This is a genomic window from Bradyrhizobium cytisi, assembly GCF_008123515.1.
GTDB classification, from domain to species: domain Bacteria; phylum Pseudomonadota; class Alphaproteobacteria; order Rhizobiales; family Xanthobacteraceae; genus Bradyrhizobium; species Bradyrhizobium cytisi.
Window position 1 is genome coordinate 97,008 of sequence record NZ_VSSR01000052.1, and the last position, 21,208, is coordinate 118,215.

Annotated in this window: 18 protein-coding genes, 1 tRNA gene, 1 pseudogene and 1 riboswitch; of the genes and pseudogenes, 7 read left to right on the forward strand and 13 right to left on the reverse strand. The window is 64.6% G+C overall.

The features are described from left to right. Window positions 1–3: 3 nt before the first annotated feature. The 7 genes and pseudogenes from xylA to FXB38_RS29610 form a co-directional block, all read right to left on the reverse strand. Window positions 4–1,326 (reverse strand): xylose isomerase, encoded by a 1,323-nt coding sequence (gene xylA / locus FXB38_RS29580; protein WP_148754477.1) that lies wholly within the window; start codon window positions 1,324–1,326, stop codon window positions 4–6. Beyond that, window positions 1,327–2,781 carry a xylulokinase gene (gene xylB, locus FXB38_RS29585; RefSeq protein ID WP_148754478.1) on the reverse strand — a complete coding sequence of 485 codons (1,455 nt, stop codon included), beginning with the start codon at window positions 2,779–2,781 and terminating at the stop codon, window positions 1,327–1,329. 125 nt (window positions 2,782–2,906) lie between these two features. Further along, the gene (locus FXB38_RS29590; RefSeq protein ID WP_148754480.1) at window positions 2,907–3,950 is read right to left on the reverse strand and encodes a LacI family DNA-binding transcriptional regulator; all 1,044 of its coding nucleotides are present in this window, start codon (window positions 3,948–3,950) and stop codon (window positions 2,907–2,909) included. Window positions 3,951–4,037: 87 nt separating this feature from the next. Then, a pseudogene (locus FXB38_RS29595) lies at window positions 4,038–4,502 on the reverse strand (GNAT family N-acetyltransferase). A 10-nt stretch (window positions 4,503–4,512) separates the two neighbouring features. After that, window positions 4,513–5,094 (reverse strand): helix-turn-helix domain-containing protein, encoded by a 582-nt coding sequence (locus tag FXB38_RS29600; protein WP_148754482.1) that lies wholly within the window; start codon window positions 5,092–5,094, stop codon window positions 4,513–4,515. A 163-nt stretch (window positions 5,095–5,257) separates the two neighbouring features. Continuing rightward, window positions 5,258–8,368, reverse strand: a complete 3,111-nt coding sequence (locus tag FXB38_RS29605; RefSeq protein WP_148754484.1) for a VCBS domain-containing protein — start codon at window positions 8,366–8,368, stop codon at window positions 5,258–5,260. A gap of 397 nt (window positions 8,369–8,765) precedes the next feature. Continuing rightward, window positions 8,766–8,839 (reverse strand) — tRNA-Gly (locus tag FXB38_RS29610). 175 nt (window positions 8,840–9,014) lie between these two features. Between FXB38_RS29610 and FXB38_RS29615 the strand changes: the two genes are divergently transcribed. The 5 genes from FXB38_RS29615 (at window position 9,015) to FXB38_RS29635 (ending at window position 11,930) form a co-directional block, all read left to right on the forward strand. Next, complete coding sequence (locus FXB38_RS29615) at window positions 9,015–9,593, forward strand: methylated-DNA--[protein]-cysteine S-methyltransferase (protein ID WP_148754486.1); 579 nt, start codon at window positions 9,015–9,017, stop codon at window positions 9,591–9,593. 9 nt (window positions 9,594–9,602) lie between these two features. Then, window positions 9,603–10,442 (forward strand): helix-turn-helix transcriptional regulator, encoded by an 840-nt coding sequence (locus tag FXB38_RS29620; RefSeq protein ID WP_148754488.1) that lies wholly within the window; start codon window positions 9,603–9,605, stop codon window positions 10,440–10,442. A gap of 56 nt (window positions 10,443–10,498) precedes the next feature. Further along, window positions 10,499–10,858: a VOC family protein gene (locus tag FXB38_RS29625; protein ID WP_187435227.1), complete on the forward strand. Its 360-nt coding sequence runs from the start codon at window positions 10,499–10,501 to the stop codon at window positions 10,856–10,858. Between the two features lie 138 nt (window positions 10,859–10,996). Beyond that, entirely contained in the window at window positions 10,997–11,392 is a 396-nt protein-coding gene (locus tag FXB38_RS29630; protein WP_148754491.1) for an SRPBCC family protein, read from the forward strand. Between the two features lie 100 nt (window positions 11,393–11,492). Beyond that, a complete protein-coding gene (locus FXB38_RS29635; protein WP_187435228.1) occupies window positions 11,493–11,930 on the forward strand; it encodes a hypothetical protein in 438 nt (145 codons plus the stop codon). Here FXB38_RS29635 and FXB38_RS29640 read toward each other — a convergent pair. The 3 genes from FXB38_RS29640 to FXB38_RS29650 form a co-directional block, all read right to left on the reverse strand. Beyond that, window positions 11,927–13,369: an MATE family efflux transporter gene (locus tag FXB38_RS29640; protein ID WP_148754495.1), complete on the reverse strand. Its 1,443-nt coding sequence runs from the start codon at window positions 13,367–13,369 to the stop codon at window positions 11,927–11,929. The two genes, FXB38_RS29635 and FXB38_RS29640, sit on opposite strands and share 4 nt — an antisense overlap. A gap of 166 nt (window positions 13,370–13,535) precedes the next feature. Next, complete coding sequence (locus FXB38_RS29645; RefSeq protein ID WP_148754497.1) at window positions 13,536–14,588, reverse strand: hypothetical protein; 1,053 nt, start codon at window positions 14,586–14,588, stop codon at window positions 13,536–13,538. Between the two features lie 197 nt (window positions 14,589–14,785). Then, window positions 14,786–15,922 (reverse strand): 2'-deoxycytidine 5'-triphosphate deaminase, encoded by a 1,137-nt coding sequence (locus FXB38_RS29650; protein ID WP_148754499.1) that lies wholly within the window; start codon window positions 15,920–15,922, stop codon window positions 14,786–14,788. A gap of 79 nt (window positions 15,923–16,001) precedes the next feature. Further along, window positions 16,002–16,081, forward strand: a riboswitch (SAM riboswitch). A gap of 70 nt (window positions 16,082–16,151) precedes the next feature. Here FXB38_RS29650 and FXB38_RS29655 point away from each other — a divergent pair. Continuing rightward, the gene (locus FXB38_RS29655; protein WP_148754501.1) at window positions 16,152–17,348 is read left to right on the forward strand and encodes an O-succinylhomoserine sulfhydrylase; all 1,197 of its coding nucleotides are present in this window, start codon (window positions 16,152–16,154) and stop codon (window positions 17,346–17,348) included. Window positions 17,349–17,471: 123 nt separating this feature from the next. On the opposite strand, the gene FXB38_RS29660 is transcribed toward FXB38_RS29655, so the two are convergent. The 3 genes from FXB38_RS29660 to FXB38_RS29670 are packed head-to-tail and all read right to left on the reverse strand — an operon-like array spanning window position 17,472 to window position 20,521. Then, on the reverse strand, window positions 17,472–18,473 hold the full coding sequence (locus FXB38_RS29660) for an SGNH/GDSL hydrolase family protein (RefSeq protein ID WP_148754503.1): 1,002 nt from the start codon (window positions 18,471–18,473) through the stop codon (window positions 17,472–17,474). A 12-nt stretch (window positions 18,474–18,485) separates the two neighbouring features. Continuing rightward, entirely contained in the window at window positions 18,486–19,256 is a 771-nt protein-coding gene (locus tag FXB38_RS29665; RefSeq protein WP_148754505.1) for an SGNH/GDSL hydrolase family protein, read from the reverse strand. Then, complete coding sequence (locus FXB38_RS29670) at window positions 19,256–20,521, reverse strand: OpgC domain-containing protein (RefSeq protein ID WP_148754507.1); 1,266 nt, start codon at window positions 20,519–20,521, stop codon at window positions 19,256–19,258. The genes FXB38_RS29665 and FXB38_RS29670 overlap by 1 nt, the downstream gene beginning before the upstream one ends. A gap of 195 nt (window positions 20,522–20,716) precedes the next feature. Between FXB38_RS29670 and apaG the strand changes: the two genes are divergently transcribed. Beyond that, window positions 20,717–21,109 carry a Co2+/Mg2+ efflux protein ApaG gene (gene apaG / locus FXB38_RS29675; protein WP_187435232.1) on the forward strand — a complete coding sequence of 131 codons (393 nt, stop codon included), beginning with the start codon at window positions 20,717–20,719 and terminating at the stop codon, window positions 21,107–21,109. The last annotated feature ends 99 nt before the right edge of the window (window positions 21,110–21,208 follow it).

Consider the following 21,208-nt stretch of genomic DNA (forward strand, 5'->3'; position numbering starts at 1 on the left):
ACCTCAGATGTAGCGGTTAACGAGAGATTCCAGATATTCCTGCCGTCCCGAGCGCGGCTGCGGGTCGAAGCCGGGACCCATCGCGCGATCGGCGAGATCGGCGAGCGAGCGCTGGCCGGCGAGAATGGCCCGGCCCTCGCCGCCCGCCCATCCACCGTAGCGGTCGGCAAGCGGCGCCGTGAGGGCGCCGGCATCGAGCATGTCGGCAGCAGCGAGGAACGCCCGCGCGCAGGCATCCATCGAGCCGACATGAGCATGGATGAGATCGTCGGGGTCGATCGACTGACGGCGGATCTTGGCGTCGAAATTGAGTCCGCCGGAGTTGAAGCCGCCGCGGTTCAGCATCTCGTGGAACACCAGCGCCAGCTCGCCCACGTTCATCGCGAACTGATCGGTGTCCCAGCCAAGCAGATCGTCGCCGCGGTTGATATCGAGCGAGCCGAACACGCCGAGCGCCTCGGCCAGCGCGACCTCGTGATGGAAGGAGTGTCCGGCGAGGATGGCGTGGTTTTGCTCGATGTTGAGCTTGACGTCCTCGAGCAAATCGTAGCGTGCGAGGAAGCCGTAGCAGGTGGCGACGTCGAAATCATATTGATGCTTGGTCGGCTCCTTCGGCTTCGGCTCGATCAGGATCGGGCCCTTGAAGCCGATCTTGTGCTTGTGCTCGACCACGAGCGAGACGAAGCGGCCGAGCTGGTCGAGCTCGCGCTTGAGATCGGTATTGAGCAGCGTCTCGTAGCCCTCGCGGCCGCCCCACAGCACATAGTTCTGGCCGCCGAGCCGATGCGTCACCTCCAGCGCGGCGCGGACCTGGCCGGCGGCATAGGTGAAGATCTCGGGGTCCGGATTGGTCGCGGCGCCCGCCATGTAACGGCGATGCGTGAACAGGTTTGCCGTACCCCAGAGCAGGCGGACCTTGGCCGATGCCATCTTCGCCTCGAACAGATCGGCGATGGCGTTGAGGTTGGCGACGGATTCGCGGAGCGAAGCACCTTCGGGCGCCGCATCGACGTCGTGGAAGGTGAAGAAGGGCACATCCAGCAGGCGGAACAGCTCGAAGGCGACATCGGCCTTGGCGCGCGCCATCGCCATCGGATCGGAGCCGTGGTGCCAGGGCCGCAGAAACGTCTCGCCGCCGAAGGGATCGCCGCCCGGCCAGCACAGCGAATGCCAGTAGCACACCGCAAAGCGCAAGTGATCTTCCAGCCTGCGGCCGTGGACCATGCGGTCCTTGTCGTACCAGCGGAAGGCGGGCGCATTTCCCGCGTCCTTGCCGGCAAAGGCTATGGGTGCGCTGGCATCGAAGAATTTAGCTGACGCGTTCACTTAAAGACTCTCCTTCAATGCGGGGTAAAGCTCGCGCCAGCGGCGATAGGCCTCGTCGTAGGCGGACACAGCGGAGGCGCGGGGCACGAAACTGGCAAGCCGACGCGGGCGGGTGCACACTTGCGCGGGATCGTCGCCGGTGGCCGCAAGCCGGCCGAGCCGCGCGGCGCCGAGCGCTGCGCCGACCTCGCCCTCCTCGACGCGGTGCACGGCAATGCCGAGCACGTCGGCGCAGATCTGCGCCCACAGCGGCGAGCGCGAGCCACCGCCGACCAGATCAAGCTCGGCGATGGCGCCGCCCGCCGCGCTCAGTGCCGCCAGATTGTCGCGCGCGGCGAAGGCGACGCCTTCGAGCACGGCCTGGACGATCTGACTGCGCCCGGTCGCAGCGCGCAAGCCGACGAAGGCGCCGCTCGCGGCGGCATCGTTGTGCGGGGTGCGTTCGCCGTCGAGATAGGGCAGGAATTTGACCGGGCTCGGCCCCTCGACGCGCTCGCCGAGCGGCGCCAGCAGGGCCGCGGTAGGAGTCTCCATCACGCCGGCAAGCCAGGCGAGCGAGGCGGCCGCTGACAGCATCACGCCCATCTGGTGCCAGAGACCCGGCAGCGCGTGGCAGAACGCATGCACCGCCGAGGCCGGCGCCGGCGCGAAGCGATCGGTGACGCGGAACACCACACCTGAGGTTCCCAGCGACAGAAACGCATCGCCGGGCGCGATTGCGCCGAGGCCGATCGCGCTCGCGGCGTTGTCACCGGCGCCGCCGGCGACCACGACGTCCTTCGCCATGCCCCAGCGCTGCGCGAATTCGGACGCGAGCATTGCGCTCGCATTGCTGCCCTCGACGAGCCGCGGCATGTGATGCAGGTCGAGCCCGGTGGCCTTGAGCAGCTCCGCCGACCAGCTGCGCCGGCCGACATCGAGCCACAGCGTGCCGGCCGCGTCCGACATGTCCTCGGCCATCTCGCCGGTGAGCCGATAGCGCACATAGGCCTTTGGCAGCAGCACTTTTGCAACGCGTTCGAAAATGTGAGGCTCGTGCCGCGCCACCCAGAGCAGCTTTGGCGCCGTGAAGCCGGGCATCGCCAGATTGCCGGCGATGGCGTGCAGCGAGGGGCAGCGGCGCTCGAGCTCGATACATTCGGCGTGCGAGCGACCATCGTTCCAGAGGATCGCAGGCCGCAGCGGGCGTCCGTCGGCACCGAGCAGCGTCGCGCCATGCATCTGGCCCGACAGCCCGATGCCGCGCACCTGCGTGACCTCGCGCGGATGATGTTGCGCGAGAACGTCGACCGCGCCGATCGCCGCATCGACCCAGGCGTCGGGATCCTGCTCGGACCACAGCGGCGCGGGATGCGACAGAGCGAGCTCGCGCGCTGCCGTCGCGACGACCGCGCCGGTTTCGCTCACGAGCACCGCCTTCACACCGGACGTACCGATGTCCACTCCGAGATACAAACTCGTCCCTCCCTCTTCGTTTGAGCGTGATCTGTTCGGGATCACGCTGCCGCGGTGCACGAATTGACGTCGCGCTTTCCGCAGTCACTCACTTCAAAACACAAGGCACCGCGCGCCCTTTGCGGCTACGGCAGATTGTCCCGCATCAAGATGTCGATGCGGATATTCTCCTGTTCGCTCAAGATCGGCTCGTTGCGTGCGAGCGACAGCAGCACGCGCACGGCGGAGCGCGCCTCGTGCCCTGGATTCTGCGAGATCGCGACGTCCAGCGTACCCTGCAGCAGCAGTTTTCGCGTCATCGCCGTGAGATCGTGGGCGATGAACACGATCTGCTTGCCGCGGCCGGTCTCGGTCAGGGCCTTGGCCACGCCTTGCGTGCCGGCGCCGACATTGTAGAGGGCGATGATGTCCGGATGCTTGCCGAGCAGCCGCGATATCAGCTGCTCGGATCGGTCGTCCTCGTCGCGCCCCTCGAGCAGGGGCAGCAAGTCGAGGTGCGAAAATTCCGATGCCATCACCTGGTTGAAGCCAAAAATGCGCTCGGCATGGTCGCGCAGGCCCCGCGATCCCGCGATGATGGCGATCTTGCCGGACTTTTGCCCGACCAGCCGCCCGACCAGCGCGCCGGCGGTGCGGCCTGCGGCGATGTTGTCGATGCCGACATAATGGTGGCGGCGCGACGACGGCACGTCGGAGACCAGCGTCACCACCTTGGTGCCGGCATCGACGAGATCGTTGATCGCAGCGCGCACGCCGGGATGATCCAGCGCCACGACGGCAACGCCGTCGTAGTCGCCCGAGAGCGTCTCGAGCGTTGCAGCGAGCACGGACGGATCGAACACATCCGTATTGACCATCTCGACGCTGAGACGCCGGGCCGATAGCCAGCCGGACATCTCGCCGAGATAGGCCTCGATCTGCTGCATGAACGGGTTCGCCCCCGACGGCATGACGAAGGCAAACCGGCGGACGCGGCCGCGGGCGAGCTCGGCGGCAGCCACGTGCGGCTGAAAGGCATTGCGCGCGATGGTCTCCTGGACGCGGCGGACCGTATCGGACCGCACCCCGGGGCGGTTGTGCAGGACGCGATCGACCGTCGCCAGGCTGACACCCGCCTCGCGGGCGATGTCTTTCAGCGTCAGCGCGGCGGAGACGGTCTCTTCGGCCATGCCTGAAGGCTAGCAGAGGTGTTTTGAGGTGCGCAACTCATTTTGAGGGGCAAGACGATCTTTTCGAGCCCCGGTTGCGCCAGGGCGTCAGCGGCCGCTCAGATCGAGTGTCAGAAACAGGCTGTTGGGGTCCTCGACATAGCCCTCGAACGGGCCGCAAGGCACGAAACCGTGCGCCTGATAGAGCGCGTGCGCGGGCTTGAAATAGTCCCACGAGCCGGTCTCGAGGCTCAACCGCTTGATGTCGCGCTTGCGCGCCTCGGCGATGATGTGGCGGAGCATCAGACCACCAAAGCCGCGCCGGCGCGTGGTCTGGAGCGTGTGCATCGACTTCACCTCGCCGTGGTCGGCCGAGAGCGTCTTCAGCGCACCGGTCGCGACCAGCGTCTCGCCGTCCCAGCCGGTTCAGAACGCGACGTCGCTGGCGCGAAGCCCGGCGAGATCGAGCGCATGCGCGCTGCCCGGCGCGGTTTGCGCCCGCGCCGCCGCAACGTGGTGGTCGAGCAGCGCGACGACGCGCGGATCGAAGGTGTCGCCAATGCGGATCTGCATCGTCAGGGTCTCACATCTTCCCGTAGGAGGTGCCGCGCCGCGTGATGATGACGTAGCGCGCATCCTGCTTGGTTTCGTTCTCGAAGGTCACCGCGCGCATGACGTCGAAGTCGAAGCAGTCGCCCTCGCGCAGGCGCACGGCTTTGGCGTCGATATGCACGCAGACCGCGCCCTCCAGCATCAGCAGTTGCTGGGTGAAAGCGTTGCGGCCCCAGGGGCTGTAGGACACGCGCGCGCCGGCCGGCAGGTCGACGACGATGATCTCGATGCCGCTCGCCGCATCGGCCGGCGAGGCATGGCGCCGCCGGTAGCCGCTGTCGGGATCGCGCCATTGCGGCTGGTCGGCAAGCCGCGTCAGCCGCTCCGGCGGCTTCTCCGAGAGCGCGACGACGTCGCTGAGCGAGACGTCGAGCGCCGCACAGAGCTTGCTCAGCAGCGCCGCCGTGGCACTGCTCTGCGCCCGCTCCACCCGCCCGATCATGGCCCGGCTGACACCGGAGCGGCTGGCGAGTTCGTTCAAGGTCATGCCGGCCTGCGTCCTCAAGGTCTTCAAGCGCCGACCGATCGCCCTGTCGAGTTTTTGCTGGTCCATGGCCTCATCCGAACATCGCCCGGCACATGGACCGCATCCGCCGGGCGGGAGGAGATTAGGCCGGAGGAGCGGCGCGTGCCGGGAGCGAAGGGCTAATATATTGGAATTTTTGCGCGCCGCGCGGCAAGGTTTGCGGCCTCGGTCAAAGCAGAGCCGAAATTCGCTAAACAAGAAAATCCGACGCCGCGCCGTGGACCTGCGGGATCAGGGATCCAGGTGCTAGGTGAAGCGTCATTGCATGATGGTCCGCATCGGTCAGTGTCAAAACATCGGTCTGATAGTTGAGGGCCACGTTCACCTTGGTATCGAAGCCATCCAGCACCAGCGTCGCGCCTGGCGTATAGTTTGCAATGACACCCGATGTTTGTTTGGCATCGGGCCCGAATACAAATGAATCCCTACCAGTCAGAACGACATTGCTGCTGAGATTACCAGCGACCGCCAGCGTCCCGTCGCTGACGTAGACAGTTCCAGTCCCGCTCAAACCATCGACCTTGAGCACGCCACTATCCAGGACAGTGCCGTTGTTGACGAGGTTGCCTGAGACATCCACCTCACTGCCGGCGCGGACATCGACGAGGCCGTTACTTGTCAAACCGTTCCTGAAGTCGATCGCGCCGCCCTGATCGGCGGTGATCGTAGCAAATCCGTTGAGAACGGCGTCGTCGAAACTGAGCGAGGCGTGCGTGGCTTCGATCAGGCCGTTGTTGGTGACGGAATTGCCGGTGTTCACTTCAAGCGGTTGAGACCCGTTCGCATCGAGCGTGCCGGCGAAGCCGATATTCAAAGTGAGGCCATGGTCGCCGTTCCCGATCGTGCCGGCGCCATCGATCGTGCCGCCCTCAAGGTCGAGCGTGTGATGCGCACTGCTGTTCAGGATCACAGAGCCCGGATCGAGCTTGATCTCGCCGTTGCCGATGACGACGATGTCACCGGTCAAGACAGTTTTGGTGGCATTGAAGAGCTCGATCTTGCCGCCGTTGTTCAACAGGCCGCCGACGTTCAGAACGCTTCCGGCACTGTCGTCAAACACGGCGCCAGCATTAAGCGTCACGTTGTTGAAGGTGTTGGTGCTGCCTGCAACGGATTCGATAAGCGCGCCGGATGCCGCATCGAGCGAAATCCCGTCGAGATGCACATTGTCGAAGGTGATGGTGCCGCCATGGGCGACGATCACACCGAGGGAACCGCCGAAGATGATATCGTTCGCGAGCGCGAGGGTCGCCTGGGTTTCGTTCAGCGAACCGAGATCACTGATCAGGCTGTTGCTAATGACACCGCTGCTGCCGGTCTCATGCAGATTCCCGCTCACGCCGATACTGATCGTTGCCCCATCGATCGATGCGAAGCCCGTCGAGCCCGTGACAATCAGAAATCCGCCGGAAGCGGTGTCATTCACGTCAGTGACCGTGATCGCGAGGTTCTTTGTGGTGATTTTCTCCCCGTCGCTGACAGCTACGGTGACGTCATAGACATTGTCGTGGTTTGCGTCTTTCGGCGCTTCGAAGTCGGGCGCAGACTTGAACGTCACATCGCCTGTCACCGACACGTTGAACAGAGCCGCATCGGCACCGGATAGCGAATAGGTCGGCGCGGGGCTGTCGACGTCGGTCGCCGCGACGTGGTAGGTGACATCAGTGCCATTCTCCGCGAAGGTTGCCGTCGCGCCCGAGCCGATCACGGGCGCATCATCGATTCCTGTCAGCGTCACGGTGACGCTCTGTGTCGCGGAACCGCCGTGACCGTCGTCGAGGGTCAAGGTGAAGGCGTCGGTATGGGTCCGTCCGGCCGCGAGCGGAGCGATGTTGGCGTGAAAGACATCATAGCTCCACGTCACCTTGCCATCGGCATCGTCGACCGTGGCCGTGAGTGTGCCGAGATCGCCGCTTTGCGATGCCACCGAGATCGTGTGAGTGTCGGTCTTGTCCGCGTCGGTAAAAAACGCCGCCCCCGATGTCGAAACATGGGCGGCGCCATTGTCCGTCAGCTTCGCTTCGGTGACGGACGGCGGAGCAATATCCTTCACATATATGTCCTCAGTGCCATTGGTATCGCCCGGCACGAGATTGCTGGCTGAAGATTCGAATACCAACTTGGTGCCATCAGACGAGAACACGGGAGCTTGGCTGTAGCCGTTTGCCTGCGCGCCGCTCGCGTTGGTCGAGACAATCTTGACGGTGCCGGTGATCAGGTCCTTCACATAAATCTCATAGCCATTGACACCCGGCACGAGATTGTCGGCGAAGGAATAGAACGCAATCTTCGTACCATCAGGCGAGAACACGGGTTTCTGGGCTTCGCCGTTGTCCTGCGGAGCTCCGTCGGCGTTGGCCGATACCAACGTGACCACGCCTGTGGTCAGATCTTTGATGACAATGTTGCCGATTCCGATATTGGAACTCCCCGGCACAAGATTATCGGCAAAGGTATAGAACGCCACCTTGGTGCCATCAGGCGAGAACACCGGGTCGTAGCTGCCGCCATTCCCATGAACGCCGCTGGCGCTGTCCGACACCAGTGTGGTGACCCCGCTGGCAAGATCCTTGATGTAGATATCGTTGATGGCGCCACCTCCTGTGGTGGACCCGAACACGATCTTGGTGCCATCGGGCGAGAACGAGGGGGCGAAGGTAAAGCCATTCTGATCCCCGCCGCTGCCGTCTCCCCCGTTGTACGGACTGGCCCCCACGAGCGTTATCGCGCCAGTGGTCAAGTCCTTCACGAAGATGTCGCGCACATGGTCGGTATCGCCCGGCACGAGATTGTCGGCATCGGAATAGAACGCAACCTTGGTGCCGTCAGGCGAGAATATCGGGTTGGTGCTCTGGAAGCCGTCCGCCTGCGCCCCGCTGGCATTGGTCGACACGCGCGTGATGGCGCCGGTCGTCAGGTCCTTCACGAAGATGTCGTAAGCACCATTGGTATCGCCCGGCACCAAATTGTCGGAAGCAGACGCGAACGCCAGCCTGGTACCATCGGGCGAAAAAACCGGCTGGTAGCTCCAGCTATCCCCCTGTACCCCGCTGGCGCTGGTCGACAGGAGCGTGATGGCGCCAGTCGTCAGGTCCTTCACGAAGACGTCGGGTTGACCGTTGGTATCGCCGGGCACCAGATTGTCGGCATAGGATTCGAACGCCACTTTCGTGCCGTCGGGCGAGAACACGGGCTGGTGACTTTGGCCATCCGCCTGCGCCCCGGTTGCGCCGGTCGACACGCGCGTGACGGAACCGTCGCTGCCACCATCGGCGGTGAAAACAGGTGCTGAGTTTGTCATCAATGCCTCCGTTTGCCCGACAACAGGCCGGACCCGAATGTTTGTTCGATGATCAGAAGCAAAAACGCGGGCGCCAATAAGTCCCTGCTGACCAAACTGCCGACCAAAGCAAGCTTATTGCCCCTGAATGACGAACGCTTGATGTGGCTCGACGCATCATCGCGACAACGCTGCGACTAGTGGTGCATGACTTGCGGTATGATTCGAACGACAATGCCCACTCGCGAGCAGGCCATCGAAACTACCGCTTCGATCGGCTACTTTATCTGTCGCGTCTTGGTGCCGCCTAGTTCCTCTGGGGGCCTTGGCCGCAAGGCTCGGCTCAACCTCTACGGTACTTCCGCATAGCAATCGTCGCCAAAGATCCAGCGAAGTGCACCAAGTTCCGGCAAAGCGTTGGAGCGGGCGAAGGGAATCGAACCCTCGTATGCAGCTTGGGAAGCTGCCGTTCTACCATTGAACTACGCCCGCGGATGCGCGTGTCCCGCGTCCGTCCTGATTAGCCGAGACGGTGTCCGGCGCCAAGCGCTTTGGCGCGTCAGGCCGGACGGTTGTTAACGTCCTGGTAAGATTCCAGGTGCGCCGGATTGTGGCGGTGTTATGATCGCTGCCGGGTTGAGGAACGTACAGCGTGTGGGGCGTGCGCATGGTGGGGCGTGCTTACGCGATATTCGGCACGGCCATAGGCCGTTGCGGCATCGTCTGGAGCAATTCCGGCGTCGTGGCCGTGCAATTGCCGGAGGTGCGGGAGATCGACACCCGCCGCCGGATTTTTCAGGTCCATCCCGAGGCGCGCGAGCAGGCGGTCCCGCTCAACACCGAGCTTGCGATCGAGGGCATCCTGACCTTGCTGCAGGGCAGTGATCCCGACTTTTCCGACGTCAGCCTGGACGCCGGCGGCGTGCCCGCCTTCGACCGGCGGGTCTACGAATATGCCTGCACCATCCCGCGCGGGGAGACGCGCACCTATCACGAGATCGCCAAGGCACTGGGCGCTTCGGGCGCCGCGCATTCGGTGGCGCAGGCGATCTCCCGGAATCCCTACATGATCATCGTGCCTTGCCACCGGGTGATCGAGGCCGGCGGCTATGCCGACAGGATCTCGCCTTACGGCGGGGTGATCTCCAAGCGGCGGCTGCTGGCGCTTGAGGGCGCTCATCCGATCGCCAGCAAGACGCTGTTCGAGGTGCTGCTGCCCGTTGCCCCGCCGCGCTCACCCACCTAGATAGGTGCGATGGATGCGACCACGCTGCTGACGTCACAAGCGATGACGGTCTCCGAGTTTCGCTGCGACGCGGGACCGGGCGACAAGCCGTTTGCCGAGTGCCGCACCGGTCATTCCATCGCCTATGTCCGCTCCGGGAGCTTCGGCTGCCATTGCCGCGCCGGCTTCTTCGAGCTGGTGGCGGGATCGCTGCTGGTCGGCGCGCCCGGCGACGAATATACCTGCACGCATGAGCATGTCTGCGGCGACGTCTGCCTGTCGTTCTTCTTCAGCGAGGAGCTGGTCGAGGCGCTCGGCGGGCGACGCGAGACGTGGCAGGTCGGCGCGACGCCGCCGCTGCCCGAGCTGATGGTGCTGGGCGAGCTCGCCCAGACGGCGGCAGATGGCAACAGCGACCTCGGCCTCGACGAGATCGGCCAGATCCTCGCCGGCCGCTTTGTCGATATGGTCTCGGGCAAGCCGCGCAAGCCGGCTACGCCGACCACACGCGACCGCCGCCGCGCGGTCGAGGCGGCATTGTGGATCGACGACAACTCGCATGCCGAGATCGACCTCGAACAGGCCGCGCGTCTCGCCGATCTGAGCCCGTTCCATTTCCTGCGGCTGTTCTCCAACGTGCTCGGCGTCACCCCGCATCAATATCTGGTGCGCTCGCGTCTGCGGCACGCGGCGCGCCTGCTCGCTGACGACGACATCGCGGTCACCGACATCGCCTATGACGTCGGCTTCGGCGACCTCTCCAACTTCGTCCGCACGTTTCATCGCGCCGCGGGCGTGTCGCCGACCAAGTTCCGGCAGGCTGCGAAGGGCGAGCGCAAGATTCTCCAAGAGCGGCTTGCCCTCAACTGACTAGGGTCGTCTCCGGCGCGCGCCACCACGCGGCGCGCTTTGCAATGGAGATGACCATGTACGACCATATCGGACTGCGGGTTGCCGACCTCGACGCCGCCACGCGCTTCTACACGGCGGTGCTGACGCCGCTCGGTTATGTCCTGTGCTCGAGCGGCGACGGCTATGCCGGGTTCGGGCCGAAGGGCGAGCCCGCGCTCTGGCTGCACCTGAACAAGGGCCGCAAGGCAGACGGCGCGCATATCGCGTTTCGCGCCGGGGATCACGATGCGGTAAAGGCGTTTCACAGCGAAGGCCTGAAGAGCGGCGGCCGCGACAACGGCGGCGCCGGGCCGCGCAAGGATTACAGCCCGACCTATTACGCGGCGTTTTTGATCGACCCTGATGGCAACAATGTCGAGGCGGTTTGCGTGTGAACGCTCACTGCGCACGAGATTTCGTAGGGTGGGCAAAGCGAAGCGTGCCCACCAAATGTCGCGCGACGATGCCGATAAATGGTGGGCACGGCGCGTTGCGCCTTTGCCCACCCTACCTTCTCAATCAAGGACACCTCCATGGCCTCCATCCACAACGACGTCCCCCTCTCCGCCCCGGCCTGCAGTGTCTGGGACGCGGTGCGCGATTTCGGCGCGCTGCATCGGCGGCTGGTGCCGGGCTTTGTCACCGCTTGCCAGCTCGACGGCGATGCACGCTTCGTCACCTTCGCCAATGGCTCGGTCGCACGCGAGGTGCTGGTCGATTGCGACGACGCGCGACAACGGCTGGTCTACGCAATCAACAGCGAACGGCTGACGCATTACAGCGCCTCGGTGCAGGTGATCGCCGACGGCGAGGCGAAATGCCGCCTGGTCTGGATTATCGACATGCTGCCCAACGAGCTCGCGCCTTACGTTCAGGGGCAGACCAGGGAGGCCGTGATCGCCATGCACAAGGCCTTTCCGGCTGCGTGATTTTTCTCACAGAGCGCCGCCGTTCTCGGCCGTAACCATGGCCGCGTGCGTCCGGTTGGCCTCGCTCTCCCGGCGGCGCCACGCACGCGAGGAGCATGCCATGAGAGGTGCGGACAAGGTGATCTGCCAGGCAGCCGCCGTGCTGCTGCTTTTTTCGGCCGCGAGCACGCCGGCCAAGGCGCAGTTCCTCGGCGGCGGAGGTACCGGCGGCGAGGAAATGATGACCCAGATGGCGCCGATGCTGGAGATGATGAAGGCGAAGATGGGCAAGCGCCGCTTCGCCATGCTGATGCAAACCATGGGGCCGATGATGGGCCGCATGATGGAGAATGGCGGCGGCGGGCTCGGTGGCGTGATGGGTGGCGGCGGTATGGGCGGCGGGTTCGGCGCGCCCAATTACGGTGGCTACGCACCGATGGGCGACGGCGATATCACGGGCATGCTGGGCGGCGGCGGCGACATGATGGCGATGATCCCGCAATTGATGCGGCTCGCCAATCTCGGCGGCGGCGGTCATCGCCGCCACAAGCATCGCTAGTCTACAACCGACAGCGCCGGACGCACGGCCGGCTTCGTCGCGCGCGGCCCCCAGCGCGTCAGCACCACGCTGGAGCATGACAGCAGGCCGAGCACGACCATCGAGCTCGCGGCCAGCCAGAAGAAGTTTTGCGCAGTGGCGTCATGCGTCGACAGCCACCAGCCGCAGGTCGCGATGTAGGTCAGTCGCGCCGTCTGCGCCAGCACCGGGCCGATCACCTTGGCCGCGCCTTGTGACGAGAAGTACATCGTCGAAGCGAGGCCGATGAAGGCGTAGAACGGCGCGACCGTCGACAGATACTGATGGCTGGTCGCGCGCACGGTGGCGCTGTCCGTAAATATGTTGACCCAGAGGTCGGGGAACAGCGCAACGAGGCAGGCCGGCGCGCCGACAGCGACGAAAGCACTCGCCCCTGCAATCCAGGCGATGCGCCGGGCGCGGGCGATGCGACCGGCACCCACCGCCATGCCGATCATCGGCACCGACGCGATGCCGAACGAGAATGCGATCGAGGTCAGCAGGAATTCGAGCCGCGCGCCGATGCCATAGCCGGCGAGGATCGCGGTGCCGAACTTGGCCAGCAGGTGGGTGAAGATCGAGATCGTCAGCACCGATTGCAGCGGCGAGAAGCAGGCGATCGCGCCGACCTTCAGGATGTCGAAGAACATCGCCCATTGGATGCGCAGCCCGCGCAGTTTTGGAATCACGCGCGCGCGACCCGAAAACAGATACCAGCCCATCACGCAGATATTCATCGAATAGGCGATCAGCGAGCCCGCCGCGACACCGCGCATGCCGAACTGCGGCACGGGCCCGAGCCCCAGGCCCAGCGTGCCGCCAAGCACGACCTGCATGACCGCGGAATTCAGCATCAACAGCGATGGCAGCTTCATGTTGCCGGTGCCGCGCAGCACGCCCGCCATGGTGTTGAGAAGCCAGGGCAGCACGGCACCTCCGAAAAACACCTGCGTATAGGCGATCGCATGCGTCAGCACTTCACCACGGCCGCCGAGCATCGTGAGCACCTGGGGTCCGAAGATCAGCATGCCCAGCATGAAGACGACGCCGAAGGTGATGCCGATCAGGAGCGCATGCGCGGCCAGCGTCCCGGCACGCTCGCGATCGCCGGCGCCGAGCGCACGCGCGATGGCCGAAGCGACCGCGCCGCCCATGGCGCCGCCGGACATCGTCATGGTCAGGATCACTGTCGGAAACACCAGCGCCATCGCCGCCAGCGCTTCCACGCCGAGACGTCCGATATAGGAGGTCTCGGCGATCACCACGCAGGTGCCGGCGGACAGCGCGACGACGTTAGGCCAGGCGAGACTGAGCAGCGTGCGCAGGATCGGGCCATCGGTCAGCGCGCTCCGCATCGGGCGCGGAGGCGGTGGCAGCGGACGTTCCTGCTCATCGACCGGGATTTCGGCGATGTCCGTCATTCCCTCTCCCGGGCAAAAGCGCCGTTTGCGGCGCAGCAATGCATAGGTGTGCTAATCTATTTCCTCGCGCGGAAGGCGCGATAGGCACGTGTTAGCACGACAGGCCCCGATTCCTCCTGCGTCAGGTGCAGGCGTGCCCTGCGGCAGCGCATTTCAAGTGGTGGAATTACCCGACCGTCCAGACCAGCGGCGGCCGGCCGCCTGCTGTCGGACGCAAATGCACCCGGATGTGCCGGCCGCATCCCGCAGCGAGCCCTTCGAACAGCCCTTCCAGCACCTTCGCGCAGGCACGATGATAATCGGTGACGTCATCCATCAGCGTCCAGCTTTGCTGGCTGATCTCGATGCTGCCTTCGGACGTCGTGATCTCCGCTGCGTCGTCCTGCGCCGCGAACAGCCCCTTGAGAAACGATGCGAACTCGCTCGCGCCACCGCGTGTCGCCGACAGCGCGGCTGCGACCTCGTCGAAATACTGCATGCCGATCAGCTTGCCGGTGAGGTGCAGGAGATAGCCGGCATCTTCCGGCCCGAATAGCTGCACCATCACGGGCGCGGCGGTGCGGACATATTCCATCGCGTAGTTGCGATAGGCCTTTTCAAGCCGCGGCCTCGGCCAGCTCGACACAGGCAGAGCCGGTGCGGCGTTCGCGTCGAACAGCGGTGCTTCGAGATGCCGTGCGAACACCAGGCGCTGGTCGAGCTCGAGCGGATGGTCGTATTGATGATAGTAGCCTTCGAGCCCATCCTGCCCATCAACGCTCTGCTTGGTGCAGACGAAGCCCAGGCGGAGATCGCCAAGCGCCGCACCGTTGTTGGCGTGCCAGCCGCGCAGCATCGCGCGCGAGACTTCGCCCGGCACGCCGCAGATCGCAGCGCCCTTCCAGATCCAGCGCGGCGGCGGATAGCGGATCCAGGCTTTGGTGTCGCTCTCATACATGTATTCGACGTGGACGCCGCCGATCCAGTTGGAGAGATAGTGATATTGCGCAGCCGCCACCGCCGGCGGCAAATGGCTGAGCCCTAGCTTTTGCAAGCCGGGCAGAAAGCGCTCCTGCTGCTGGCGGCGGAACACGCGGAAGACGAATTCGGCCGCGTCCGCCGTGCCGCGTCGGGTGACGACGGTAAGGATCAGGCCGGTGAAATAAGCGTGGTAGAGGTCGGCGACCGCGCGCCAGCGTTTCCATTGAGCTTCTTGCGCGGAATCTGCTGCGGCAGTCATGTTCGCTCCCGGCTTGTTGTTTTGCGGGAGTGTGTCATCGCGGATGGGGCGGCGCAACCGGACACGCACTCGCTGTCATCGCCCGGCGGAGACCGGGCGATCCAGTATTCCAGGGACGGCTGTGATTGAATCGATGGGCCGCAGCGTACTGGATTCCCCGCCTTCGCGGGGAATGACGGCGGAGGACGCGGATGCAGCTACACCCGAAAGTGCTTGCTCAGCTTCAGGCCCTGCGCCTGGTAGTTGGAGCCGATGCGCTGGCCGTACATGGCGTCGGGGCGTGACAGCATCTTCTCGTAGACGAGGCGGCCGACGATCTGGCCGTGCTCGAGGATGAACGGCACTTCGCGCGAGCGCACTTCCAGCACGGCGCGCGCGCCTTGGCCGCCGGCGCCGGCATAGCCGAATCCGGGATCGAAGAATCCGGCATAATGCACGCGGAATTCGCCGACCAGCGGATCGAACGGCACCATCTCCGCGGCGTAATCGGGCGGTACCTGCACCGCCTCTTTCGACGCGAGGATATAGAACTCGCCGGGATCAAGGATCAGGCTGCCGTCGGGACGCGCCGAGATCGGCTCCCAGAAATCTTCCACCGCATAGCCGGAGCGACGATCGACATCGACCACACCAGTGTGGCGCTTGGCGCGGTAGCCGACGAAACCCGTGCCCTTCTCGCCGGACAGATCGACCGAGACGGCAACGCCGCCGGTAAGATCCGCATCGTCGACATCGACGAGGCGCTCGGACGCATGTAACGCGTCGAGCTCGTCGGCGTCGAGGATGGCGTCACCGGTGCGGAAGCGCACCTGCGACAGCCGCGAGCCCTCGCTGACCAGCACCGGAAACGTCTTCGGGCTGATCTCGGCATAGAGTGGACCGTGATAGCCGGCGCCGATCATGTCGAAGCGGCGGGTGCCGTCGGCGATCACGCGGGTGAAGACGTCGAGCCGGCCGGTCGAGCTCTTGGGGTTTGCGGCAGCGACGATCTCCGGCGGCAACGCAAGGCTTTCGAGCAGCGGCACAATGTAGACGCAGTTGGTCTCCAGCACCGCGCCGTCGGCGAGGCTGAACTCGTGCAGCTTCAACTGGTCGATGCGCTCGGCAACGGTGGCGCCGGGGCCGGGCAGGAAGCTCGCGCGGACGCGATAGGCGACGTCGCCGAGGCGCAGGTCGAGGCTCGCCGGCTGGATCTGGCTTTCGACGAAGTCGTAGGCAGGCAGGATGAGGCCCGCCTCCGCCATCGCCGCGATCATGCGGTCGGGCAGGATACCATTGGCGTCGGCGGCAACCGTGAACGTCAATCGGGGGTCCTCGTCAGGGGTCGGATGCATCCGGACATGCCGAAGATACAGTTTTTTACGGCTAGCCGATGGCTGTCTTGACGGAAAGGGCATTGCGGAATATGAGCATGACTTATCCCGTGGTGATTTGAGCCGGCCGGCTTGCAGCCACGTTAAATAAGTCGCTAAACAGGCCGGGGACCTCTGTGATCCCGGCCCGTGGAGATATCCAGGCCGGTTTTTTTGTGACCATTTTCGATGGTCACGCAGAGGAGATCCTATGTCGAAGTCCCCGGCGTCCACCACGCAATACCGTCCCGAAACCCGCCTGGTTCATTCCGGCACCCTGCGCTCGCAATATGGCGAGACGTCGGAGTCGCTGTTCCTGACCCAGGGCTACGTCTACAACAGCGCCGAGGAGTGCGAGGCGCGGTTCAAGGGCGAGGACCCCGGCTTCATCTATTCGCGCTATTCGAACCCGACGATCGCGATGTTCGAGCGCCGCATGATCGAGCTCGAAGGCGCCGAGGCTGCGCGCTCGGCGGCAACAGGCATGGCCGCGGTGACGACCGCGATCCTGGCGCCGCTGAAGGCCGGCGATCACGTGGTGGCATCGCGCGCGCTGTTCGGGTCGTGCTTGTACGTCATTCAGGATCTCTTGCCGCGCTACGGCATCGAGACCACGCTGGTCGACGGAGCCGATCTCGACCAGTGGCAGCGTGCGCTCAAGCCGAACACCAAGACGTTCTTCCTGGAGAGCCCGACCAATCCGACGCTCGATGTGCTCGACATTCCCTCGATTGCCGAGATCGCGCATAGCGGCGGCGCGCGGCTCGTCGTCGACAACGTGTTCGCCACCCCGATCTGGCAGAGCCCGCTCGCGCTCGGTGCCGACGTCGTGGTCTACTCCGCGACCAAGCACATCGACGGCCAGGGCCGTTGCCTCGGCGGCATCATCCTGTCCTCGGAAGCCTTCATCGCCGAGCACATCCACAACTTCATGCGCCAGACCGGACCGTCGATCTCGCCGTTCAACGCCTGGGTTCTGCTCAAGGGCCTGGAGACGCTCGGCGTGCGCGTGCGCGCGCAGACGGAGACCGCGGCGCGCATCGCCGACGTGCTGGCGAGCCATCCGAAAATTTCGCGGCTGGTCTATCCCGGCCGCGCCGATCATCCGCAGGCAGCGCTGGTGAAGAAGCAGATGCGCGGCGGCTCGACCCTGGTCGGCTTCGAGGTCAAGGGCGGCAAGCAGGGTGCATTCCGCGTGCTCAACGAGCTCAAGCTTGCGAAGATTTCCAACAATCTCGGCGACGCCAAGAGCCTCGTCACGCATCCGGCGACCACGACGCATCAGCGGCTGAAGCTGGAAGATCGCACCGCGCTCGGCATCAGCGAAGGGTTTATCCGCTTCTCGGCCGGGCTCGAGCATGCGGATGATCTGATAGAGGATCTGACCGCGGCGCTGGAGAAGGCGTAGGGAGCTAAGAGCTCGGTCTCGTAGGGTGGGCAAAGCGAATGCGTGCCCACCATTCGCGATCATACTGCCGATAGATGGTGGGCACGACGCGCGAAGAGCGCGCCTTTGCCCACCCTACGACACCTACATCGGCCGGTACGTCCGCACGTCCGCGGGCACGTTCACGCCCAGCTTGATCTGGCCGACGGAGCGGATGATGTCGTCGCCGAGCAGCTGGGCGAAGCAGGCATAGCCCCAATCGTTCATGTGCAGGCCGTCGGCAATGACAAAGCTCTCGACCGGGAGCGCCTGCTTCTCGTGCCAGTCGCGCATCACCTCGAAGCGCGGGAAGATGCCGACGTGACGAAGCTCGGCGATCTTGCCGAGCAGCTTCACCATCTTGCTTGCGCTTTCGGGACGCTCGGTGACCCGCGGTGAATATTGCGGGTCGACCAGTACGACGTCGGCATCGCCGGCGGCCTGGATGCGGGTGATGCCGTCCTCGACTATCTTGGCGGTGTCGCCGGGATCGAGGTTGCGCAGCACGGCGTTGGTGCCGACCTGCCAGATCACGAGATCCGGATGCACGTCGATCACCTCCTTCTGGAGGCGCTTCATCATCTCGGGCGCATCCTCGCCGCCGACACCGGCATTGACGACGGTGATGTTGGCGGTGGGATATTGCCGGCGCAGCTGCGCGGTGAGACGGTTCGGATAGTTGAAGTCCGGCGAGCTCGCGCCGTAGCCCGCCGTCGACGACGAGCCGAACGCGACGATCACGACAGGCTTGCCGGCAACGAGCTTGGCCGCGACATGCGGCAGCGAGCCCATCGCCTTCGAGCCGCCCTTCGGCGCGAGACACGGCACGCGGCTAAAAATATCGCCAGCGGATTTCGCGACCTGCTTCACCTTGTCGATGGCGCGCGAGGTGAGGCCGCGCTGCTCGGTAGCCTGCTGACTGGTCGCGGCGACCGTGGTCTGGGATGGTGATGCCGGTGCGGGATTAGCGGTCTGCTGCGGCGCGGGCGTCGCCTGGGCAGCCTGAGCGTGAGCAGGTGCCTGCACCACGGGCGTCAGCATCAGCAGCGCCGCCGCTGCGGGCGCGGCCAGCCATGTCGACAGGCCAAAAGGGCGGAGAGAACTCATTAACGCTAGACCTCAATTTTGCTGCTGGGCCGGCCCCAGATGGGCAGCGTCGATCACGAACTGTGCCAACGCCCGGCCGATGCAGTCATGGACCTGTTTCGCCAGCTCGGGGCCCCGGGAGGGGCTGAACAGGTCGAACTGACCCTGATCATTCCACTGCCGCATCATCGCGAAACGGTCGAACAGCGGGACATCATGCTCCTGCGCCACCACCCGCATATTATCGAGATACGGCGGCGCCGAGATCATGGTTTCGGTACGCGGGCTGTACTGCAAATTCATCAAGACGACGTCAGCCCCTGCATTTTGCAACGCAGCGACCCCTTCGGTCACGGCGCCGCGGAAATCGTCGGGATCGATGGAGCGGATAGCATCCACGGTCCCGGTCTGCCAGATGACCAAAGTAGGTGTTTTTGCTTCCATCAGCTTAACGAAGGTTCCCGCGGCCTCCTCCGCTGTCTTCTTGCTCTGTATTTCTACGGATACGTGCACGGTCTCCGCAGGCGGCAGCTTGTCCTTCAAAATGGCCTGCATCCGCGCCGGATAGGAGCTGTCCTCCGAGGATGGAATGGTGGTGGAGCGGCTGCCGATCACCAGGATCTCGAGCGGCTTGCCGGCCTTGACGGTCTCGGCGACCTTGTGGAGCTGGCTGTCGGTGGCAAGCAGATAAGGCGGCAATTCGCAGGCGGCCGGCGCGGCAGGCACGGCATCGCCCGCGCGCGCCGGAGGCGCGGCGAGGCACCCGCATATCAGGACCAGGCTCAGGAGAACCTTCGCCTTCATCAGCCCCCTCCCGCCAGATCGGCATTGCCGACGGCGTTTTTGGTTTTCGCACCGCTCTTGTCAGCCACGCGCTTGTACCACGAAATCACCCAGGCAACGCCCCACATGATCAGGATTCCGGAGAGACTAATGAGCGCATGCATGCCCGGTCCACCGGAGACCTCGGCCAGGATGAAATGGCCGGCGAAGGCCAGGAACACGCCGAGGCAGAATATCTCCAGCGAATGCTGGCCGCACAGGATCAGCGGCCGCAACCAGGGCGATTTCAGGCCCGGCCAGTCCCGCGGCAGGAACCGCACGGTGAGCGCGGCCAGCGCCAGGAAATGCGTGAAGCGCAGCACGTCGAGGTCAGTCTTGTCGATTGGATACATCCACTGCTCGATCCGCTTCGGCATGAGATGGCCGAGCTGCGGCACGTACCAGGTCAGCGTCACGTAGAACGCCGCCACGATATAGGCGATCGAGATCCACATCGTCACGGGCGACGCCAGAATGCGTGACATGCGTCGCGCACCTCCGAGTGCACACCATGCCCCGAACACGAACAGCAATTGCCAGGCGAGCGGATTGAACGCCCAGAAGCCGTTCGGATAGGCGGAGAAGTAGAGGTCGAATTCCCAGGTCGCCGCATAGAGCAGGGCCGAGAGCGCGAGCGTCACGTCAGGCCGCCACTTCATCGACCACAGGATCAGCGGCAGCGCCAGCATCAGGACGATATACAGCGGCAGCACGTCCATGTTGACGGGACGGAAGCGCAACAGCAGCGCCTGCACGATGGTGACGTCGGGCTGCTTGAGGAAATCCATGATCCCCATCTCTTCGGTGTAGAGCGGGTTCTCGAAGCTGGTTGCTACATAGGAGATCTCGGCGAGGAAGATCGTGAACAGGAAGACGTGGGCGACATAGATCTGCCAGACCCGGCGCAGGATGCGCGCGGTGGCGATGACGAAGCTGCTCTCCAGCATGGCGCGGCCATAGACGAAGGCGGCCGTGTAGCCGGAGATGAAGATGAATATCTCGGTGGCGTCGCTGAAGCCGTAATTGCGGATCGTGAACCAGGTCAGCAAATTCGGCGGCAGATGGTCGATGAAGATCAGCCACAGCGCGAGGCCCCGGAACAGGTCGAGCCTGAGCTCGCGCTCACCGATGGCGGGCAGCGTGATCGCGGGTGCACGCGGCTTCGCTGCCACGGGTTTGGCCTCCACGGGCTTGGCACCCGCGGTTCCCGCGATCGTCGATCCCGTCACTTGATCGGCAATGGTCATCGGGGCCCAAAAACCCTTCCGCAAATCGCAACGTTTGAGGAGTGTACCGGTCCAGTCGCCGCCCCGCAAAGCGGCCGGATCACATACGGGTGTATTCTTTGGGGGTGTACTTCCCTGTCAATTCTGGCGGGACGATGTCGCGAAAGCCGCCTGCGGCGTTTGGTTCCCGGCGAGGATTTCGCTATGATGGCAATCATGTACCGCGCCGTGACCCGCCAGATCGAAGTGACCGTCGAGCCGAACTTTGTTCCGGAGCAGTCGTCGGCCGACCGCTCGCGCTATTTCTGGTCCTACACCATCGTCATCACCAATTCCGGCGACGAGACCGTGCAGCTCAAGACGCGGCATTGGATCGTCACCGACGCCACCGGCCGGCAGCAGGAGACCAAGGGCGAAGGCGTGGTCGGCGAGCAGCCGACGCTCGCCCCCGGCGAGCGCTTCGAATACACCTCCGGCGTGCCCCTCACGACCGCCTCCGGCTTCATGACCGGCCGCTACCAGATGGTCAGCGAAAGCGGCGAACGTTTTGAGATCGACGTGCCGACGTTCTCGCTCGACAGCCCGGACAACAAGCGGGTGTTGAATTAGGAGGCGGGTGTGACGGTGCTGTAGGGTGGGCAAAGGCGCGAAGCGCCGTGCCCACCATTCCGGTCACGACACGCAAGATGGTGGGCACGCTTCGAGACT

Coding starts and splice junctions, on each gene's coding strand:
- FXB38_RS29590 (WP_148754480.1), bottom strand. CDS start 3,950: ATGGCCGAAGAGACCGTCTCCGCCGCGCTGACGCTGAAAGACATCGCC.
- FXB38_RS29640 (WP_148754495.1), bottom strand. CDS start 13,369: ATGACGGACATCGCCGAAATCCCGGTCGATGAGCAGGAACGTCCGCTG.
- FXB38_RS29605 (WP_148754484.1), bottom strand. CDS start 8,368: ATGACAAACTCAGCACCTGTTTTCACCGCCGATGGTGGCAGCGACGGT.
- FXB38_RS29670 (WP_148754507.1), bottom strand. CDS start 20,521: ATGACCATTGCCGATCAAGTGACGGGATCGACGATCGCGGGAACCGCG.
- FXB38_RS29600 (WP_148754482.1), bottom strand. CDS start 5,094: ATGGACCAGCAAAAACTCGACAGGGCGATCGGTCGGCGCTTGAAGACC.
- FXB38_RS29665 (WP_148754505.1), bottom strand. CDS start 19,256: ATGAAGGCGAAGGTTCTCCTGAGCCTGGTCCTGATATGCGGGTGCCTC.
- FXB38_RS29615 (WP_148754486.1), top strand. CDS start 9,015: ATGGTGGGGCGTGCTTACGCGATATTCGGCACGGCCATAGGCCGTTGC.
- FXB38_RS29655 (WP_148754501.1), top strand. CDS start 16,152: ATGTCGAAGTCCCCGGCGTCCACCACGCAATACCGTCCCGAAACCCGC.
- FXB38_RS29635 (WP_187435228.1), top strand. CDS start 11,493: ATGAGAGGTGCGGACAAGGTGATCTGCCAGGCAGCCGCCGTGCTGCTG.
- FXB38_RS29620 (WP_148754488.1), top strand. CDS start 9,603: ATGGATGCGACCACGCTGCTGACGTCACAAGCGATGACGGTCTCCGAG.
- FXB38_RS29645 (WP_148754497.1), bottom strand. CDS start 14,588: ATGACTGCCGCAGCAGATTCCGCGCAAGAAGCTCAATGGAAACGCTGG.
- FXB38_RS29650 (WP_148754499.1), bottom strand. CDS start 15,922: ATGCATCCGACCCCTGACGAGGACCCCCGATTGACGTTCACGGTTGCC.
- FXB38_RS29625 (WP_187435227.1), top strand. CDS start 10,499: ATGTACGACCATATCGGACTGCGGGTTGCCGACCTCGACGCCGCCACG.
- apaG (WP_187435232.1), top strand. CDS start 20,717: ATGTACCGCGCCGTGACCCGCCAGATCGAAGTGACCGTCGAGCCGAAC.
- FXB38_RS29630 (WP_148754491.1), top strand. CDS start 10,997: ATGGCCTCCATCCACAACGACGTCCCCCTCTCCGCCCCGGCCTGCAGT.
- FXB38_RS29660 (WP_148754503.1), bottom strand. CDS start 18,473: ATGAGTTCTCTCCGCCCTTTTGGCCTGTCGACATGGCTGGCCGCGCCC.